Source organism: Streptomyces sp. NPDC002104 (assembly GCF_053593795.1).
The window spans coordinates 76,084-92,193 of sequence record NZ_JBSFDF010000022.1; the positions used below are offsets into that span (position 1 = coordinate 76,084).

Here is a 16,110-nt window from a genome sequence, read left to right on the forward strand (position 1 = left end):
TGGGGAAAGCCGTAGGGACGGCGCCACGGACAGCAGCACGGACCGGTCGGCGGTCACTCCGCGGGGGAGTGGCCGCCGTCCGGTCCGGGAGCCGCGCTGCCACCGTCCCCACGAGGCAGCGCGAGCGGGTCACCGTCCGGTCATCGGGGACGGCGGCCCGCTGGTTCAGGGGGCCCGGTTCAGGGCGCCGGATCCGCTTGCCGCGGAGCCGTGCCCAGCGCCGGCAGCAGGCAGGCGTCGACGAACCGTACGAGGTACTCGGCGTCGGCGAAGCGGCCCTCCAGGACGGGCCGGATGCGCAGCACGCCCATCAGCTGCGCCGGCAGGAACTCCACGGCGGGGTGACCGGGGGCGAGCTCGCCGCGCTCCACGGCCCGCGCCACGATCGAGTCGAACGCCGCCAGCTCCGGCTCCACCAGAGCCTCGCGCAGGGCCGCCTTCAGTTCCTCGTCGCTGAGCACCGCGTGCCCGAGGGCCTGCGTCAGCCGGGTGTCGCGCCCCGAGGTGCAGGCGGCGAGTCGGGCCGCCTCGCGCAGGTCGCCCGCCAGGGTTCCGGTGTCCACCGCGGCGAGGGTCCCGCGCCGGTCCGCCCGCAGGGCGGCGGCGACGAGCTGCGGTTTGGTCTTCCACTGCCGGTAGAGCGTGGACTTTCCGCAGGTGGCCCGGGCGGCGATCTTCTCCATGGTCAGCGCCTCGTAGCCGTCCTCGCGCAACTGCTCCAGCACGGCGTCGTAGAGCTGCTGCTCCCGCTCCGGGGTGATCTTGGAGCGGCGCGCGGGGGCCGGGGCGGCTTCCGGCGTCGGCGACGTCATGGGGCGGCTCTCCTCGATGGTGCGTGCCACGTGCTGCTGCGGGGCGATGCCGCGCGGCGAATATGTCGGTCGCGCCGCAGCGGCCTCTAGTGAAAGTCTACGGGAACGCGAGCGTTTCGGTACACACTCGTATCGATACGAGAATGTATCGATACACTGGTGTGTCGATTGTGAGCCGTGTAGCTGTGTACAGGAAGCGAGACCGGGGGATGACCTCCCACATCACACCCGCCGGGGCCGGTACGGGACCGGGCGCCCGCCGCCGCCTGATACGCGAGCTCCTGCTCGTCGCGGGCCTCTTCGCCGTCTACAAGTGCGGCCGCATGCTCTCCACGGGGCGCACGGACGAGGCCTTCCGCAACGCCACCCGGATCTGGGACGCCGAGCGCACCCTGCACCTGCCCGGCGAGGGCCTCGTCCAGCGCCTGCTCCTGCACAGCGACGCCCTCGTGCACACCGCGAACACCTACTACGCGGCCGTGCACTTCCCCGCCACAGTGCTCTTCCTGGTCTGGCTCTACGTACGCCGCCCCGCGCACTACCTCTGGACCCGCCGGGTCCTGGCCGTCCTGACCGGCGCCGCCCTCGTCCTCCACCTGGCCTTCCCCCTCGCACCCCCGCGGATGCTGGGCGCGGCGCACCTGGTCGACACCGGCCAGGTCTACGGACCGACCGTCTACGGGGCCGCGCCCGCCGCCGACACCATGGCCAACCAGTTCGCCGCGATGCCCTCGCTGCACTTCGGATGGGCGCTGATGCTGGCCCTCGGCATGATCGCCGCGACCTCCTCGCGGTGGCGTGCGCTGTGGCTGCTGCACCCGCTGGTGACCCTGCTCGTGGTCGTCGGCACGGCCAACCACTACTGGCTCGACGCCATCGTCGCCACGCTGCTGCTCGGGGCCGCCCTGCTGCTGGTCCCGCGCCCGGTCGGCCGGTCGCTCGTCGCCCGGCGGAGCGTGCCGGGCCGAGCGGCGCCGGCGGGCGGGGGCACGGGCACCGTGAGGCCCGCGGAGCCTGCCGAGCCCGTGGCGGCCGTGGAACCCGTAGGAGCGGTCCGGTGAACGCCACGCTCCTCGCCGTCCTGCTCTGCCTCGCGGCGGCCGTCACCTACGCGGCCGCGGCCGTCGCCCAGGAACGCCTCGCCCGCCGTGCGGTCGCCCGCAGCACCGCGGCGCTGCTCGGCAACGGCGCCTGGTGGTGGTCGGCCGGTCTGAACGCCGCCGCCGCGCTCCTGCACGCCGCCGCGCTGCGGTACGGGCCGCTCACCCTGGTCCAGCCGCTCGGCGCGCTCACCCTCGTCGCCGCCGTACCCCTGGGCGCGCGCGGCGCCGGGCGGCGGGTCGTGGCCACCGAGTGGCGCGGCACCCTGGCCACCGTCGTCGGTCTCGGCCTGCTCCTGGTGCCCGCCTCCGGCCCGTCCCCCGACGAGACCCTGACCCTGGCCGAGGCGCTCGCCGTCTCCGGAGCCACGGCCGCGGTGATCGTGCTGCTGACCGCGCGGAGGGACACCCGTACGGGGCTGCGCCACGCGACGGCGTCCGGGCTGGCCTCCGCGGCGGCCTCCGCCCTGACCCAGACCGTCGCCGTGGCGGGCGGCCGGGGCGGATCCCTGCTCAGCGTCCGGGTCGTCTCGGTGGCGCTGCTCGTGGTGGTCTTCGCGGTCGGCGGGATGCTCCTGTCGCAGCGGGCCTACCGGGGCGGCCTCGGAGCCCCGCTCGCGGTGGTCAACCTGACCAACCCGCTGGCGGCGGCCGCGATCGGCATGATCCTGCTGGGCGAGCGGATCCAAGGAGGCGCGGTCGGGGTCCTGCTGGCCGTGGCGGGGGCGCTCGCGGCGGCCCGGGGCGTGCTGTTGCTCACCCGGACCCCGCAGCAGACGACGGCCGCCGCGGCCCAGTCCGCGCCGGAGCCTGGGCCGGAGTCCGCGCCGCAGTCCGGGCCGGAGTCCGCGCCGCGGTCCTCGCCGGAGCCCGTGCCGCAGTCCTCGCTTCAGCCCGCGCCTCAGCCCGTACCTCAGCCCACGCCTCAGCCCGCGCCGATGGCCGGTGTGGCAGCATGAGCCGCATGTATGCCGACCACCTTTCGTTCCTCTCCCTCCGCTCCAAGAGCTCGATCCTCTCCATCGGTTCGGTGGGCTCGATCCTCTCCATCGGTTCGGTGGGCTCGATCCTGTCCATCGGATCGGTCGGAAGCGTGCTGTCGATCGGCTCGGTCGGCTCGGCCCTGTCGGGCGCCTCGGTGAGTTCCGTGCTGAGCGCGGGCTCGTTCGCCTCCGCCCAGTCGACGCTGTCGGTGCTCTCCTGGCGTTCCCGCGGCGGATTCCTGGCGCAGGGAGCGGTGGGGGCAGCGGGAGCGGTGGGTGTCGTGGGAGCCACGGTGCTCGGCCTCGTAGCCATCGCCGCCCTCAGGCCCGCCCCCGGGTCCAGGCGTCCCGCCTGAGAACCGTTTCGCCTGTTCAGACGTCTCCCCCTGTGAGACCTGAACGGACGTCGCGCGCACGAAGAGGCGCGCACAGCGGAGCGGAGTGAACGGGCATGGGCATCATCGGCTGGATCATCCTCGGACTGCTGGCGGGCGGGATAGCCAAGGTTCTGCTGCCCGGCCGTGACCCGGGCGGGCTGATCGGCACCACCCTCATCGGGATCGCCGGCGCCTTCACCGGCGGCTGGCTCTCGGCGAAGTTCCTGAACCGCTCGATCCAGAACGACTTCTTCGACCTCGCGACCTGGGGATCGGCCATCGCGGGCTCGCTGGTCCTCCTCATCGCCTACCGACTCCTCTTCGGCAACTCCCGCGACTGACCGCCGGGGCCGGGGTTCAGAGCTCCATGTAGGCCACCGTGCCGGTACGCCGGGCCGCGTCGATCTCGCGCAGGCGGGCGAAGTTCACGGGGCTCATCAGCGCCTCCCACTCCCGCACCGAGTGGACCCGTACCTCGCTGTGCTCCTCGCGATCCAGGACGATGCCGGCGATCTGCTCGCCCGGCCACTGCCAGATCTCCGTGGAGTACGTCGCACGGAGCTGCACCGGGCGGCCGGCGGTGTCGGTGAAGTAGAGGCAGGCGTACGAGGTCGCCCGGGCGATGGTCTCGACGTACTCGACGGGCGGGAGCCATGCGGGCACCGTTCCACCTCCGTCCGGGCCTGGACCCTCTCGTGGACTCCGGGCGCCGCACCGTCCGGCACCGGGCCGGGCCCGGGCGCGGGCTGTCCACGTCCCGGTACCGGGTACGCCGGCGTCGGTGGTGGCGCCTACGATGACCGGCCATGGACAGCAGTGAGGCCGGCAGACGGTTGATCGACGGGCGCTTCGAGCTCGCCCGTCCCCTCGGCAGTGGCGGTATGGGAACGGTGTGGCGCGCCCGCGACATCGCACTGGACCGGGAGGTCGCCCTCAAGGAGGTGCGGCCGCCGGACCCGGCGACCGCCGCCGCGCAGCCCGGGCTCGTCGTCCAACTGCGCGAACGGGCCGTCCGCGAGGCCCGGGCCCTCGCCCGGCTCGCCCACCCGAACGTGGTCACCATCCACCACATCGTGGAGCCCGAGCCCGGCTCGGACGGCCATCCGTGGATCGTGATGGAGCTCGTCAGGGGCGGCTCCCTGGCCGACCCGCTGGAGGGCGGGCCGCTGCCGGTGGCGGACGTGCTGCGCCTCGGGCTCGACCTGCTCTCCGCGCTGCGGGCCGCGCACGCGGAGGGCGTGCTGCACCGCGACGTGAAACCGGCCAACGTGCTCCTGCGCCCCAACGGCTCCGCGGTGCTCACCGACTTCGGGATCGCCGCCCTGCACGGCGCGACCGCGCTCACCTCGACCGGTGCGCTGATCGGTTCGCCGGAGTACATAGCCCCCGAGCGGGCACGCGGCGCGGAGGGGCTGGCCGCCTCCGACCTGTGGTCGCTCGGGATGCTGCTGTACGTGGCCGCCGAGGGGGTGCACCCGCTGCGCCGGGCCACCAGCCTGGCCACCGTGGTCGCGGTGCTCGACGAGCCGATCCCCGCGCCGGTCCGGTCCGGCCCGCTGGGGCCCGTACTGGAACGGCTGCTGGTACGGGACCTGTCCGTGCGGCCCGACGCCGAGGAACTGGAAGCACTGCTCCGCGGTGCGAGCAGCGCTCTCGCCGGAGCCACCCCGCCCGTACCGCCGGCCGGCCAGGGCGGATTCGGAAGCTTCGGGAGCTTCGGGAGCTTCGGGCCGGCGACCCCGGCCCCCGGGGTCGCCATGGGCTCCGTACCGCTACCGGTACGGCCGACGCCCTTCGTTCCGGGCGCGGGAAACCCGTACGCCTCCACGGTCCCCGTGACCTTCCCCGCGCCGCCCGTCCCGCGCCCGCGCCCGCGCCGGCCGGCCCTGCTCGCCGGACTCCTCGCGGTGGTCCTGGCCGCCGGCGTCGTCGGCCTCGTCAACTGGCTGCCCGATGGGAAGGACGGCGACTCCGCGGGCAGGGACGGCGACCAGCAGGTCTCGCGCACCCCGTCCGCCTCCGGACCGGCCTCCCCGGCCCAGGGAACCGCCGTGGCCCTGACGCCCACCCCGACCCCGAAGGCGAGCAGCTCGAAGCCGGTCGCCCCGCCGCAGGGCAGCCTGATCACCCCGGCCGGCATCCGTGCCGCCGTCGCGGCCTTCAAGCAGCAGGCGGGCACCACCACCTTCGTCGACATGAAGGTCTACGAGGAGTACGTGCTCGCCGACATCCCCACCGCCCCCGGAGCCAGGACCGTGGACTCCTGGCAGTACCGCGGCGGCGTCGCCAAGCGCACCGGCCCGGCGGGCACCGTCAAGGACGAGCTCATGGACATGGCCGCACTCGACTGGGACCGCCTTCCGGCGCTGATGGACGCGTCGAAGAAGGAACTCGCCGTCGAGATCCCGAGTTCGCGCTATCTCAACGTGTCCCCCTGGCTCGGCGCTCCCGCGATCCGCCCGTACATCGACGATCCGTACGGTCAGGGGGGCTACGTGCTCGCCGGCACCGACTTCAAGATCAAGAAGGTCTACAAGAGCTGACTGCGGCCGCCGCGTGGTACGCGCAGAGCCCTTCCCCCGCATGCTTGGATAGCGAGACTCTCCAAGGGAAGGATCGCAGGGATGCGGCTGGCGGAACTGAGCGAGCGCAGTGGCGTCTCCACGGCGACGATCAAGTACTACCTGCGCGAAGGCCTGCTCGCGCCGGGCCGCCGGGTCGGTGCGACGACCGCCGACTACGGCGACGGGCATCTGCGGCGGCTCCGGCTGGTCCGCGCCCTGATCCAGGTCGGCGGGATTCCGGTGGCCACGGCCCGGGACGTGCTCGCGCACGTGGACGACGCGTCCCTGGGGCGGACGATGCGGATCGGCGCCGCCCTGTGGGCCCTGCCGCAGGGGCCCGAGCCGGACGACGGGGACCCGGCGGTGATCACCGCGCGGCGCGAAGTGGACCGGTTGCTGGAGATGCTGGGCTGGTCGTCGGCCCGCGAGGTGGGGGAACTGTCCCCCGTCCACCGCTCGCTCGTGTCGGCGGTGTCCGCCCTGCTGCGGCTCGGCTATCCGTGGGACGCCGAACTGATGGCCCCGTACGCCGAGTTGATGCACCGGGCGGCCGAGCGCGACTTCGATTTGATGGAGGCGTACCCCTCCGAGGAGGAGAAGGTCGAGACGGCGGTGGCCGCGGTGGTCCTCGTCCAGCCGGTCTTGAAGGCCATGCACCGGCTGGCACAGGAGGAGGAATCGGCCCGGCGGTACGGGCTGGAGTGAGCCGGGCCCGCGCGGCGCACGGCGTCTACCGCAAGCCGGTTCAGTAGGCGCCGTTGACGTTGTCGATCGAACCGTAGCGCGCCGCCGCGTAATTGCAGGCGGCCGTGATGTTGGCGACCGGGTCGTAGGAGTCCAGCGGGGTTCCGGGCACGTGATAGGCCCTGAACGTCGGGTCGATGACCTGGAGGAGCCCCTTCGAGGGGATGCCGGCCGCGGCGTTGGAGTCCCAGTTGTTGATGGCCAGCGGATTGCCCGAGGATTCGCGCATCACGTTGCGGTGAATTCCTTCGTAGCTACCGGGAATTCCGTGCTGCGCCATGACGTCGAGCGACTCGCGGATCCAGCCGTCGAGGTTGTTCGCGTAGCCGGTCGCGGCTTTGGCGGGCTCGGCCGCGGCCGGTGCGGCGGCGGGCGCGGCCGCCGCCGCGGTCAGGTTCAGGTTCAGTTTCAGGCCGGGGCGGATGGCCGAGGGGTCGGCGCCGACGATGCCCTTGTTGGCCTCGTAGAGCTTCTGCCAGCCGCCGCCGATGGAGTGCTCGGCCGCGATCTTGCTCAGGGTGTCGCCGCTGACCACGGAGTACGTCGTGGGGGCGACGGTCACCTCGGCCGCCCCGGCCGTGGTCGCGCTGATCAGCGGGAGGGCCAGCGCCGCGCTGCCCGTACCGGCGAGGGCCAGCTTGCGGGTGAGGGCGTGGTGCTGCTTCGGCCGACGGTGCTTTCCCTGTCCGGGCATGGCGGAATTCCTCACGTGGGGGGTACGGAAGAGCCCCTGGTGGTGACCGGATTCGGCAGCTGACCACCGGGAATGAGGTGACCGTAGGCGAGTCCGGCGCGCCGGAACAAGACACGAATTCGACCCGGTGATCAACTTCCCGCATTCGCCGCCGTGGATGACCTTGAAAAGATCTGCGGGAATTCCCGAATATCCAACCGGGAAAAGGGAATCGCCCCTCACGGGGAAATGATGTTGACGCCGTCGGCGTGACTCACATCACGGGCCGGCGGGCGGTGGCCCAATTCGGGCAAGTCGCCCGTCGCCGGGGCCGATTCGGGCGACCCGCCCGTTGGCGGCGAATCGCCCATCCCGGGTCAATAGGCCTTCGTGCGTGCGTCGGGTACGCCCCGTGCGTGAGCCTGCTGGCCTCGTCCGCCGCGGGCGGACCGGCGGCCGGGGACCCGTGACCGGCGGCCGGCGGCTGGTGGCCAGTGACCCGTGGCCGGCGGGCCCGGAGGGGTCAGGTCAGCCGTGCCAGTTCCCGCAGCGCCGCAGCGACCGATTCCGTGCCCGCGGGCAGCAGGGGGAGGCGTACGTCAGGGGTCGGGATGCGGCCCTGCGCGTACAACACCCCCTTGATCACTGCGGGGTTGGGCTCCGCGAAGAGGGTCGCGGAGAGGCGGGCCAGGGCGTGGCCCAGGGGGCGGGCCCGGTCCGCTTCGCCGGCCCGCCACGCGGCCGCGAGCTCGGCGAACCGGTCCGTGGCGAGATGGGCCGAGGCGAGGACACCGCCCGCCGCGCCGAGCGCGAGCAGGGGCGACAGGAACGTGTCGTCGCCGGCCAGCACCGCGAAACCGTCCGGCAGGTCACCGAGCAGTGCCACCGCCTCCGCGTCGAGCGAGCCGACGGCGTACTTCACCCCGGCCACCCCGGGCAGTGCCCCGATCTCCCGCAGCAGGGCCGCGTCCAGCGCCTGCCCGGTGCGGTACGGGACGTGGTAGACGATCAGCGGTACGGGGCTCACCCGCGCCAGCCGCTCGAAGTGCGCCAGCACACCGGCGGCCGCGGGCCGGACGAACGCGGGCACGGTCACCAGCGCGGCCCGCGCCCCGGGCCACCGCTTCAGCCGCCCGAGCGACTCCTCGGCGGCCCGGGTCCCGCTCGCCCCGGCGCCCACGGTCAGGGCCGCCCCGCGCTCCGCGCAGACCCGGGCGCAGACGTCGGTGACGAGGTCGCGCTCGGCCTCGTCGAGGGCGGCGGGCTCACCGGTGGTGCCCAGGGCCACGATCCCGGTGGCTCCCGCGTCGAGCACCTCATGGGCGAGCGTCTCCAGGGCGTCGGCGGCGACCTCGCCGTCGGCGCTGAAGGGGGTGATCAGCGGTACGTGGATCCCGTGCGGGGTGGAGGAGGTGGTGGGGGGCGAGGTCTTGCGCGTCCTGGTCATGGGTCGAGCCTCACCCGTGCTGAGCATCGAATCCAGTTCGCTTTTCTTATCCGAAGCGTAAGCTGATCCGATGCTCGACGTACGGCGCCTGCGCCTCCTGCGCGAACTCGCCCACCGGGAGACCATCGCCGCGGTGGCCGAGGCGCTCTCCTTCAGCCCTTCGGCGGTGTCCCAGCAGCTGTCGGTCCTCGAACGCGAGGCCGGCCTGCCCCTGCTGGAGCGCACCGGCCGCCGGGTCCGGCTCACGGCCGCCGGCCAGAACCTGGTCCGGCACGCCGACGCGGTGCTGGAGCTGCTGGAGCGGGCCGACGCCGAGCTCGCGGAGGCCCGCGGCGGACTGGCCGGCGCGCTGCGGATCGGCTCCTTCCCCACCGCGACCAGGGCCGTCGTCCCGGCGGCCCTGGCCGAGCTGGCCCGCCGGCATCCGGGACTGGAGCCGATGGTGTCCGAGACCGACCCGGCGGCGGTGGCGGACGGGCTGCGCGCGGGAGACCTGGACGTGGCGCTGATCCACGCGTACGACTTCGTCCCCGCGCCGCGGGAGCCGGGTCTCGCGACGGAGCCGCTCTACCGCGAGGCGATGTACCTGGCGGCCCCCGGGCGGGCACCCGGGGGCCCGGGCCGCACGGGGGACACGGGGGACAGTGGCGACGCGGCCGGGGCGGCCGAGGCGGACGGAGCCGGACAGCGCGCGCTGCTCCGTACGCAGGCCGACGCACCCTGGATCACCGCCACACCCGGCACGCTCTGCCACGCGATGACCGTACGGGCCTGCGAGGACGCCGGGTTCGTGCCGAGGATCCGCCACCAGGTGGACGAGTTCGCCACCGTGCTCGCCCTGGTCGCGGCCGGCCAGGGGGTGGCCGTGGTGCCGCAGCTCGGGATCACCGGACAGACCGATCCGGCCGTCGCGCTCACCCGCCTCGCCATGGAGCGCCGCACCAACGTGGCCTTCCGCAGCGGCAGCGCCGCCCACCCCGCCGTGGCCGCCTTCGGCGCGGCCCTGCGGGCGGCCCTGCCGCCCGAACTGTCCGGGCAGCGGCTCTAGGCCGGTCGCATCAGGCCCCCGCACCGCTGAACACGGAGTTGCGGCGCAGTTGCCGCGCGCACCACCGGAAGTGCCCGTCCCGTTCGTCGAGGCCGAAGAGGTCGTAGGTCATGAGGGCGTACGCGGCCCGATAGGTGGTGAGGGTCGCCGGCGGGTGGCCGAGCTCCTGGGCGAACAGCCGGGAGAGTTCCGCGGTGTGCTCGTCGGCGTACGGCCCGTACATGTCCCAGACGGCGGCGGTCACCGCGGCCTCGAAGGCCGGGTCGCCCGCGGTGGTGCAGAAGCCGAAGTCGAGCACCGCGACGGGCCGGCCGGACGCGTCGGTGTGGATGTTGGGCGGCACGAGGTCGCCGTGGATCGCCGTCACGGGGGCGTCGGGGAGCGAGAGCAGGGCCTTGTGCGTCCGTTCCACTCCCGCCCCGAAGTCCGGTACGACAGCGGCCAGGGCGTCGCCGTGCCGGGCGGCGGCCCGGTGGACCAGGGCCGCGAGGGCCTCGCGGAAGGAGTCGTGATCCCGCCACAGCGGACGGTCGTCACCCTGGACGGTCAGCCGGCGCATCGCCTCGGTGCCGGGTACGGAGGCCAGGGCGCGCAGCACGGACAGCAGTGCCCCGCTCTGCCGGGCGGGCAGCTCGCGCTCGTAGTCCGCGTGCGCGGAGTCGGCCCTCATCGGGTTCCCGGGCAGCTCGCGTTCGTACGTGACCAGGACGCCTCCGTGCTCCTCGGCGTCGAAGATCTCCGGGGTGGCGAAGGGCAGCGGGTGCCGCGCCAGGTCCGCGTACACCTGGCGGGTGAGAGCGAGACCGGCCGGCGGCCGGCCGCTCCACACCTTGGCGGCCCGGCCCCCGCCGAGCCCGTAGACGACGCCCTCGGAGCCGGCGCCGATGCGGCGGACAGCCGCGTGCCCGCGGTCGGCGAAGTAGGCGAGCCAGGGGTCGCGGGGCGGAGTACCGGTGTTCGGGTCGTTTTCCATCCGCGCAGTAGAGCAGCGGTCGCACCCGCCCACACGCGATTTTCGCACCCCGCCCGGAACCGCACCGGCCCCACCCGTCACCGCGCCGGCAACCTCGTCGGGACGCGGGGCAACTCCCGGACCCGGGACTGCGCGTGTACGTTGGCGGGACCGGTGGAACCCTCGTGGGACCTCCGGTCAGAGCCGACGGAACCATGATCGAGATCGGGGTAGCACGTGACGCATCGCGTACGAGGGGTCATCGCCAGGAGCAAGGGCGCACCGGTGGAGACCACGACGATCCTCGTGCCCGACCCGGGCCCGGGCGAGGCGCTCGTACGGGTCCAGGCCTGCGGGGTCTGCCACACCGACCTGCACTACCGGGAGGGCGGGATCAACGACGAGTTCCCCTTCCTGCTCGGCCACGAGGCCGCCGGGGTCGTCGAATCGGTCGGCCCGGACGTCACCTCCGTCGCCCCCGGCGACTTCGTCGTCCTCAACTGGCGTGCGGTGTGCGGGAGCTGCCGGGCCTGCAAGCGCGGCCGTCCCTGGTACTGCTTCAACACGCACAACGCCACCCAGCCCATGACCCTGGAGGACGGCACCCCGCTCTCCCCGGCCCTCGGCATCGGTGCCTTCGCCGAGAAGACCCTGGTCGCCGCCGGCCAGTGCACCAAGGTGGACCCGGCCGCCTCGCCGGCCGCCGCCGGGCTGCTCGGCTGCGGGGTGATGGCCGGCCTCGGCGCCGCCCTGAACACCGGCAACGTGGGCCGCGGGGACTCCGTGGCCGTCATCGGCTGCGGGGGAGTGGGCAACGCCGCCGTCGCCGGAGCCAGGCTGGCCGGAGCCTCCCGCATCATCGCCGTGGACCTGGACGACCGGAAGCTGGAGTGGGCGCGCGGACTCGGCGCCACGCACACCGTCAACGGCGGTACGCAGGACGTGGTCAAGGCCATCCAGGAGCTGACCGGCGGCAACGGCGCCGACGTGGTCATCGACGCCGTCGGCCGCCCCGAGACGTACAAGCAGGCGTTCTACGCCCGCGATCTGGCCGGCACGGTGGTGCTGGTCGGCGTCCCGACGCCGGAGATGCAGCTCGAACTCCCGCTGCTGGACGTCTTCGGCCGCGGCGGCGCCCTGAAGTCCTCCTGGTACGGGGACTGCCTGCCGGAGCGGGACTTCCCGCTGCTCGTCGACCTCTACCTGCAAGGCCGGCTCGACCTCGACACGTTCGTCTCGGAGCGCATCGCACTGGACGGGGTCGAGGAGGCCTTCACCCGCATGGAGCGCGGCGAGGTGCTCCGCTCGGTGGTGGAGTTCTGAGCACCCACGCGACGACGACCGGCCCCGGGCAGGCCCGCGCCGCCGCCGCCCGCGCCATCGCCGCCCGCGCCATCGCGGCGGCGGCCCTGGGGCGGGACCCCGGCCCCATGACCACCGCCGAGAGCGGCTCGCACCACGTGTACGTCGGCTCGGACGTGGTCGTGAAACTCATCGATGCCGCGTCGCACGCGCGGCTGAACCGGGAGATCGCGCTCGCGCCCCACCTGCCCGCCGGTCTCACGGCCCCGCTGCTCGGCAGCGGGAGCCGGCGGCTGGAGGTCGGCGAGGTCCGCTACGCCTGCTACGCCCGCGTGCCGGGGACGGCTCCCGGCATGGGCCTGCCCGGTGTGGACGGGGCGACCGCACGCGCGCTGGCCGTGGAGGCGGTCGAGCGGCTCGGCCGGCTCCATGCCTGGGTGCCCGAGGCCCAGGCCGACGGGACCCTGGGGGAAACCCTCGACCACGGAGGGTTCACCGGCCGGGCCGCGCTCCTCGCGGAGATCGAGCGCCTGGCCGAGTGCGACCGGGAAGGCCGTGCGGCCGTACCTCCCCGCCTGCTCGACGGACTCAGGGCGATCGCGCAGGACGCCCCGGAGCGGGCCCGTACGGCCGTCCCGGTCCACGCGGACTGCCACTGGGGCAACTGGCTCGCGCACGGTCGCCGCGTGACGGCCCTGCTGGACTTCGAATGGGCCCGCTTCGGGGATCCGGTCGACGACTGGTTCTTCCTGGCCCGGTTCGCCGGCCCGCACACGGAGACCGTCCTCGACGTCATCGCCCGTGCGACGGGGACCTCCCCGGACACCCTCCGGGCGGGCTGCGAGGTGCGCGAGGCGACCCACCTCGCGGCCGACCTCCGCATCGCACTGCAAGGCCCCGATGTCCACGCACGCCTGGCCGCGGACCGGCTCGGCTCCCTGGAGGAGCTCGTCGTCGGGCGCTACTGGTGGCGCCACGCCCGGTGAGCCGGGCGGCCGTCGAGCTGGAGCCGATCCAGACCGCGGCCTCCTTCCCGATCCCGTCCACCCTCTTCGGAGGGGAGCAGGTCGAGCTCGAACTCGGCACTCCGTCCAGCGTCCGGGCTCGCCCGGACGCTGGACGGAGTCGAGGCACTCATCGGGCCAACCGGTGCCGGGGGGCCTCGCGTAAGCTCGGGCGGGCCCGCCGTCACGGTCGTCACCACCCACCGGCCCCGGGACGGCTGCCGCGTACCCACCGCACCGCGCCGACCCCAGGGACCTCCCGTGACCCCCGTGAACCCCGTGCCCCACGAGACCGACGCCGCCGGCGGCTACCGCCAGCCCGGTGTCGTCCTCACCGACCACCGCTTCTCCGTACCGCTCGACCACGCCCGCCCCGACGGGGAGCGGATCGAGCTGTACGCCCGCGAACTGGTCGCCACCGGCAAGGACCCGGCGTCCCTGCCCTGGCTGCTCTACCTGGAGGGCGGACCCGGCTTCGGCGCCCGCCGGTTCGTCGGCCGCCAGGCCTGGCTGGAGCGGGCCCTCACCGAGTACCGGGTCCTGCTGCTCGACCAGCGCGGGACCGGCCGCTCCACCCCGGCCAACCGGCAGACCCTGCCGCTGCGCGGCGGCCCCGCGCAGCAGGCCGAGTACCTCGCCCACTTCCGCGCCGACTCCATCGTGCGCGACGCCGAGACCATCCGCCCGCTCCTCACCGGCGGAGCGCCCTGGACGGTCCTCGGCCAGAGCTTCGGCGGCTTCTGCGTCACCCACTACCTGGGCGCCGCCCCCGAGGGGCTGGCCGCCGCCCTCATCACCGGCGGGCTGCCCTCCCTCGACGCCACCGCCACCGAGGTGTACGAGGCCGCGTACCCCCGCGTCGAGCGCAAGAACCGGGCGCACTACGCCCGCTACCCCATGGACGTGGAGCGCGCCCGCCGCATCGCCGCCCACCTCGTCGAGCGCCCGGCCGAACTCCCCGGCGGCTACCTGCTGACGGCCGAGGCCTTCCAGTCCCTCGGTCTGCTCCTCGGCGGCTCCGACGGCAGCCACCAACTGCACTACCTGCTGGAGGACGCCTTCGTCCCCACCCCGGCCGGGCCCGCGCTCTCCGACGGCTTCCTGGAGGCGGTGCACGCCCAGCTCTCCTTCGCCGGGCACCCCCTGTACGCCCTCATGCACGAGGCGATCTACGCCCAGGACCCGGGCGCGCCCATCGGCTGGGCCGCCGAGGAGGTGCGGGGCGGACATCCGCGGTTCGACGCCGCGAAGACCCTCGCGGGCGCGGAGCCGCTGTACTTCACCGGCGAGACCATCCACCCCTGGCACTTCGAGTGCGACCCGGCGCTCGCCCCGCTGCGCGAGACCGCCGAACTGCTGACGGCCCGCACCGGCTGGACCCCGCTGTACGACCCGGCGCGGCTCGCCGCGAACGAGGTGCCGGTCGCCGCGGCGGTCTACCACGACGACATGTACGTCGACACGGCGCACTCCCTGGCCACCGCCCGCGCGATCCGCGGTCTGAAGACCTGGGTGACGGACGAGTTCGAGCACGACGGGGTCCGCGCCGGCGGCCCGCGCGTCCTGGACCGGCTGCTGGCCCTCGTACGCGACGAGGCCTGAGCTCCCCGGACCCGGGGGAGTTACGGGACCGGGACGCCCGCGCGGAGGAAGTACAGACCGATGAGGTGTCCGCCTTCGTCGAAGGTGACGCGGAACTCCCCGGTTCCCTTCTCCATGTGGAGGGGCACGCTGACCACCGACCCGTGGACGGTGCCGACCTGCTGGGGATTCCCGTGCGACCGGTAGGGCCCGAACTGATCCTGGTAGTCCTTCCAGGACCGTGCGAGGGCCTCGGGAGACGCCTGGTGGCGGAGCGTCTCGTCGAAGCGGGCGGAGACGGCGGCGAAGTCGCCCCGCACCACCTCGTCGAGGGTGTCGAGGGCGAGCCGCTCGTCGTCGGCCCGCGAAGGCGAAGGCGAAGGCGACGGCGACGGCGAGGGCGACGGCGTCACGGCCGGGGTCGTGACCCCTGCGGGAACGCGGGCCTGGGCCGTCGCGGGCGGGGAGCCGTTCGTCAGCAGCAGCGCACCCGAGGCGACAAGGGCCGCGGGTACGAGCCGCACGTACCTTCGGAACGCCATGCTTCATGCTAGGGCGCCGCTCGAACGGGTGCACGTCGGCCGCTCCCACCGCGCCCGGATCCAGCAGGGCGGCCCGTTCCCGGGCGGCGCCGTCCGCCCCCGGGAAGGCCGTGACCGCGGGCTCGAAGAACGACCCGGTGGCGTCGAGCAGGGCCACCACCGGCTCCTGAGTGTCCATTGGCCTATGGTGCGACATATGAACGAACGACTGGACGGGCCCGCGCCCTTGGAGCCCATGCCCACCGACTGGCAGCGTGCCCTGGCCGTGGTGGCGCACCCGGATGACCTGGAGTACGGCTGCGCCGCGGCCATCGCGGACTGGACGGACGGCGGCCGCGAGGTCGTCTACCTGCTCGCCACGCGCGGCGAGGCCGGCATCGACACCATCGACCCGGCCGCCTGCGCCCCGCTGCGCGAGGCGGAGCAGCGCGCGAGCGCGGCCGTCGTCGGTGTCCCCACGGTGGAGTTCCTCGGCCACCGCGACGGGGTCCTGGAGTACGGCCTGGACCTGCGCCGGGACATCGCCGCCGCCATCCGGCGCCACCGCCCCGAACTGGTGATCACGATGAACCACCGCGACACCTGGGGCGGGGCCGAGGGCGGCGGGTACTGGAACACCCCCGACCACAAGGCGGTCGGCCGGGCCACCCTCGACGCCGCGGGCGACGCCGGCAACCGCTGGATCTTCCCCGAACTCCTCACGGAACAGGGCCTGGAGCCGTGGAACGGGGTGCGCTGGGTGGCGGTGTCCGGCACCACGACGCCCACGCACGCGGCCGACGCCGGCCCCGGTCTGGAGCGTTCGGTGAAGTCCCTGATGGAGCACAAGGCGTACATCGCGGCGCTCACCGACGAGGACCCGGAAACCTACGTGCGCACCTTCCTGACGGGCAACGCCCAGCAGGCGGCCGCGCGCTTCGGAGGCCGTCCGGCGGTGCCGTTCGAGGTCTTCCCGCGTTAGCCGGACGGGCCTAGGGTGTC

Annotated in this window: 17 protein-coding genes; 11 read left to right on the plus strand and 6 right to left on the minus strand. The window is 74.0% G+C overall.

Annotated features, from left to right (window positions below; all coding sequences use genetic code 11):
* Window positions 1-179: 179 nt before the first annotated feature.
* Window positions 180-812: a TetR/AcrR family transcriptional regulator gene (locus ACWCP2_RS20065; RefSeq protein WP_450909926.1), complete on the minus strand. Its 633-nt coding sequence runs from the start codon at window positions 810-812 to the stop codon at window positions 180-182.
* A gap of 209 nt (window positions 813-1,021) precedes the next feature.
* Between ACWCP2_RS20065 and ACWCP2_RS20070 the strand changes: the two genes are divergently transcribed.
* The 4 genes from ACWCP2_RS20070 to ACWCP2_RS20085 all read left to right on the plus strand — a co-directional run bounded on the left by ACWCP2_RS20070 (window position 1,022) and on the right by ACWCP2_RS20085 (window position 3,613).
* Window positions 1,022-1,873: a phosphatase PAP2 family protein gene (locus tag ACWCP2_RS20070; RefSeq protein WP_450909927.1), complete on the plus strand. Its 852-nt coding sequence runs from the start codon at window positions 1,022-1,024 to the stop codon at window positions 1,871-1,873.
* A complete protein-coding gene (locus ACWCP2_RS20075; RefSeq protein ID WP_450909928.1) occupies window positions 1,870-2,871 on the plus strand; it encodes a hypothetical protein in 1,002 nt (333 codons plus the stop codon). Before ACWCP2_RS20070 ends, ACWCP2_RS20075 begins: the two co-directional genes overlap by 4 nt.
* Window positions 2,868-3,251 (plus strand): hypothetical protein, encoded by a 384-nt coding sequence (locus ACWCP2_RS20080; RefSeq protein ID WP_450909929.1) that lies wholly within the window; start codon window positions 2,868-2,870, stop codon window positions 3,249-3,251. The genes ACWCP2_RS20075 and ACWCP2_RS20080 overlap by 4 nt, the downstream gene beginning before the upstream one ends.
* Window positions 3,252-3,346: 95 nt before the next feature.
* Window positions 3,347-3,613, plus strand: a complete 267-nt coding sequence (locus tag ACWCP2_RS20085; protein WP_450909930.1) for a GlsB/YeaQ/YmgE family stress response membrane protein — start codon at window positions 3,347-3,349, stop codon at window positions 3,611-3,613.
* A gap of 16 nt (window positions 3,614-3,629) precedes the next feature.
* Here the strand turns inward: ACWCP2_RS20085 and ACWCP2_RS20090 are convergent, their stop codons facing one another.
* Window positions 3,630-3,935: a hypothetical protein gene (locus ACWCP2_RS20090; RefSeq protein WP_450909931.1), complete on the minus strand. Its 306-nt coding sequence runs from the start codon at window positions 3,933-3,935 to the stop codon at window positions 3,630-3,632.
* Between the two features lie 143 nt (window positions 3,936-4,078).
* Here ACWCP2_RS20090 and ACWCP2_RS20095 point away from each other — a divergent pair, with 143 nt between their 5' ends.
* Both ACWCP2_RS20095 and ACWCP2_RS20100 read left to right on the plus strand, forming a co-directional pair.
* The gene (locus ACWCP2_RS20095; protein WP_450909932.1) at window positions 4,079-5,815 is read left to right on the plus strand and encodes a serine/threonine-protein kinase; all 1,737 of its coding nucleotides are present in this window, start codon (window positions 4,079-4,081) and stop codon (window positions 5,813-5,815) included.
* An 81-nt stretch (window positions 5,816-5,896) separates the two neighbouring features.
* Window positions 5,897-6,541, plus strand: a complete 645-nt coding sequence (locus tag ACWCP2_RS20100) for a MerR family transcriptional regulator (RefSeq protein ID WP_450909933.1) — start codon at window positions 5,897-5,899, stop codon at window positions 6,539-6,541.
* 40 nt (window positions 6,542-6,581) lie between these two features.
* On the opposite strand, the gene ACWCP2_RS20105 is transcribed toward ACWCP2_RS20100, so the two are convergent.
* Window positions 6,582-7,274 carry a transglycosylase SLT domain-containing protein gene (locus tag ACWCP2_RS20105; RefSeq protein WP_450909934.1) on the minus strand — a complete coding sequence of 231 codons (693 nt, stop codon included), beginning with the start codon at window positions 7,272-7,274 and terminating at the stop codon, window positions 6,582-6,584.
* A 502-nt stretch (window positions 7,275-7,776) separates the two neighbouring features.
* Entirely contained in the window at window positions 7,777-8,700 is a 924-nt protein-coding gene (locus ACWCP2_RS20110) for a dihydrodipicolinate synthase family protein (protein WP_450909935.1), read from the minus strand.
* A gap of 70 nt (window positions 8,701-8,770) precedes the next feature.
* Here ACWCP2_RS20110 and ACWCP2_RS20115 point away from each other — a divergent pair, with 70 nt between their 5' ends.
* Entirely contained in the window at window positions 8,771-9,748 is a 978-nt protein-coding gene (locus ACWCP2_RS20115) for a LysR substrate-binding domain-containing protein (protein ID WP_450909936.1), read from the plus strand.
* A gap of 10 nt (window positions 9,749-9,758) precedes the next feature.
* Here the strand turns inward: ACWCP2_RS20115 and ACWCP2_RS20120 are convergent, their stop codons facing one another.
* Window positions 9,759-10,721, minus strand: a complete 963-nt coding sequence (locus ACWCP2_RS20120) for a phosphotransferase family protein (RefSeq protein WP_450909937.1) — start codon at window positions 10,719-10,721, stop codon at window positions 9,759-9,761.
* 216 nt (window positions 10,722-10,937) lie between these two features.
* Here ACWCP2_RS20120 and ACWCP2_RS20125 point away from each other — a divergent pair, with 216 nt between their 5' ends.
* The 3 genes from ACWCP2_RS20125 (at window position 10,938) to ACWCP2_RS20135 (ending at window position 14,608) form a co-directional block, all read left to right on the plus strand.
* Window positions 10,938-12,023, plus strand: a complete 1,086-nt coding sequence (locus ACWCP2_RS20125) for an S-(hydroxymethyl)mycothiol dehydrogenase (RefSeq protein ID WP_450909938.1) — start codon at window positions 10,938-10,940, stop codon at window positions 12,021-12,023.
* 107 nt (window positions 12,024-12,130) lie between these two features.
* On the plus strand, window positions 12,131-12,988 hold the full coding sequence (locus ACWCP2_RS20130) for a phosphotransferase (protein WP_450909939.1): 858 nt from the start codon (window positions 12,131-12,133) through the stop codon (window positions 12,986-12,988).
* Between the two features lie 279 nt (window positions 12,989-13,267).
* Window positions 13,268-14,608, plus strand: coding sequence for an alpha/beta fold hydrolase (locus ACWCP2_RS20135; RefSeq protein ID WP_450909940.1), 1,341 nt, complete (start codon window positions 13,268-13,270; stop codon window positions 14,606-14,608).
* Window positions 14,609-14,628: 20 nt separating this feature from the next.
* Here ACWCP2_RS20135 and ACWCP2_RS20140 read toward each other — a convergent pair whose 3' ends face one another.
* Window positions 14,629-15,129, minus strand: a complete 501-nt coding sequence (locus ACWCP2_RS20140; RefSeq protein ID WP_450909941.1) for a DUF3887 domain-containing protein — start codon at window positions 15,127-15,129, stop codon at window positions 14,629-14,631.
* A 196-nt stretch (window positions 15,130-15,325) separates the two neighbouring features.
* On the opposite strand from ACWCP2_RS20140, the gene ACWCP2_RS20145 reads away from it, so the two are divergent.
* Window positions 15,326-16,090: a PIG-L deacetylase family protein gene (locus ACWCP2_RS20145; protein WP_450909942.1), complete on the plus strand. Its 765-nt coding sequence runs from the start codon at window positions 15,326-15,328 to the stop codon at window positions 16,088-16,090.
* The last annotated feature ends 20 nt before the right edge of the window (window positions 16,091-16,110 follow it).

Excerpts from the sequence above, each read along its gene's own strand:
- ACWCP2_RS20065 (WP_450909926.1), bottom strand. The coding sequence starts at position 812 with ATGACGTCGCCGACGCCGGAAGCCGCCCCGGCCCCCGCGCGCCGCTCC.
- ACWCP2_RS20070 (WP_450909927.1), top strand. The coding sequence starts at position 1,022 with ATGACCTCCCACATCACACCCGCCGGGGCCGGTACGGGACCGGGCGCC.
- ACWCP2_RS20080 (WP_450909929.1), top strand. The coding sequence starts at position 2,868 with ATGAGCCGCATGTATGCCGACCACCTTTCGTTCCTCTCCCTCCGCTCC.
- ACWCP2_RS20085 (WP_450909930.1), top strand. The coding sequence starts at position 3,347 with ATGGGCATCATCGGCTGGATCATCCTCGGACTGCTGGCGGGCGGGATA.
- ACWCP2_RS20095 (WP_450909932.1), top strand. The coding sequence starts at position 4,079 with ATGGACAGCAGTGAGGCCGGCAGACGGTTGATCGACGGGCGCTTCGAG.
- ACWCP2_RS20100 (WP_450909933.1), top strand. The coding sequence starts at position 5,897 with ATGCGGCTGGCGGAACTGAGCGAGCGCAGTGGCGTCTCCACGGCGACG.
- ACWCP2_RS20105 (WP_450909934.1), bottom strand. The coding sequence starts at position 7,274 with ATGCCCGGACAGGGAAAGCACCGTCGGCCGAAGCAGCACCACGCCCTC.
- ACWCP2_RS20110 (WP_450909935.1), bottom strand. The coding sequence starts at position 8,700 with ATGACCAGGACGCGCAAGACCTCGCCCCCCACCACCTCCTCCACCCCG.
- ACWCP2_RS20115 (WP_450909936.1), top strand. The coding sequence starts at position 8,771 with ATGCTCGACGTACGGCGCCTGCGCCTCCTGCGCGAACTCGCCCACCGG.
- ACWCP2_RS20120 (WP_450909937.1), bottom strand. The coding sequence starts at position 10,721 with ATGGAAAACGACCCGAACACCGGTACTCCGCCCCGCGACCCCTGGCTC.
- ACWCP2_RS20130 (WP_450909939.1), top strand. The coding sequence starts at position 12,131 with ATGACCACCGCCGAGAGCGGCTCGCACCACGTGTACGTCGGCTCGGAC.
- ACWCP2_RS20140 (WP_450909941.1), bottom strand. The coding sequence starts at position 15,129 with ATGGCGTTCCGAAGGTACGTGCGGCTCGTACCCGCGGCCCTTGTCGCC.
- ACWCP2_RS20145 (WP_450909942.1), top strand. The coding sequence starts at position 15,326 with ATGAACGAACGACTGGACGGGCCCGCGCCCTTGGAGCCCATGCCCACC.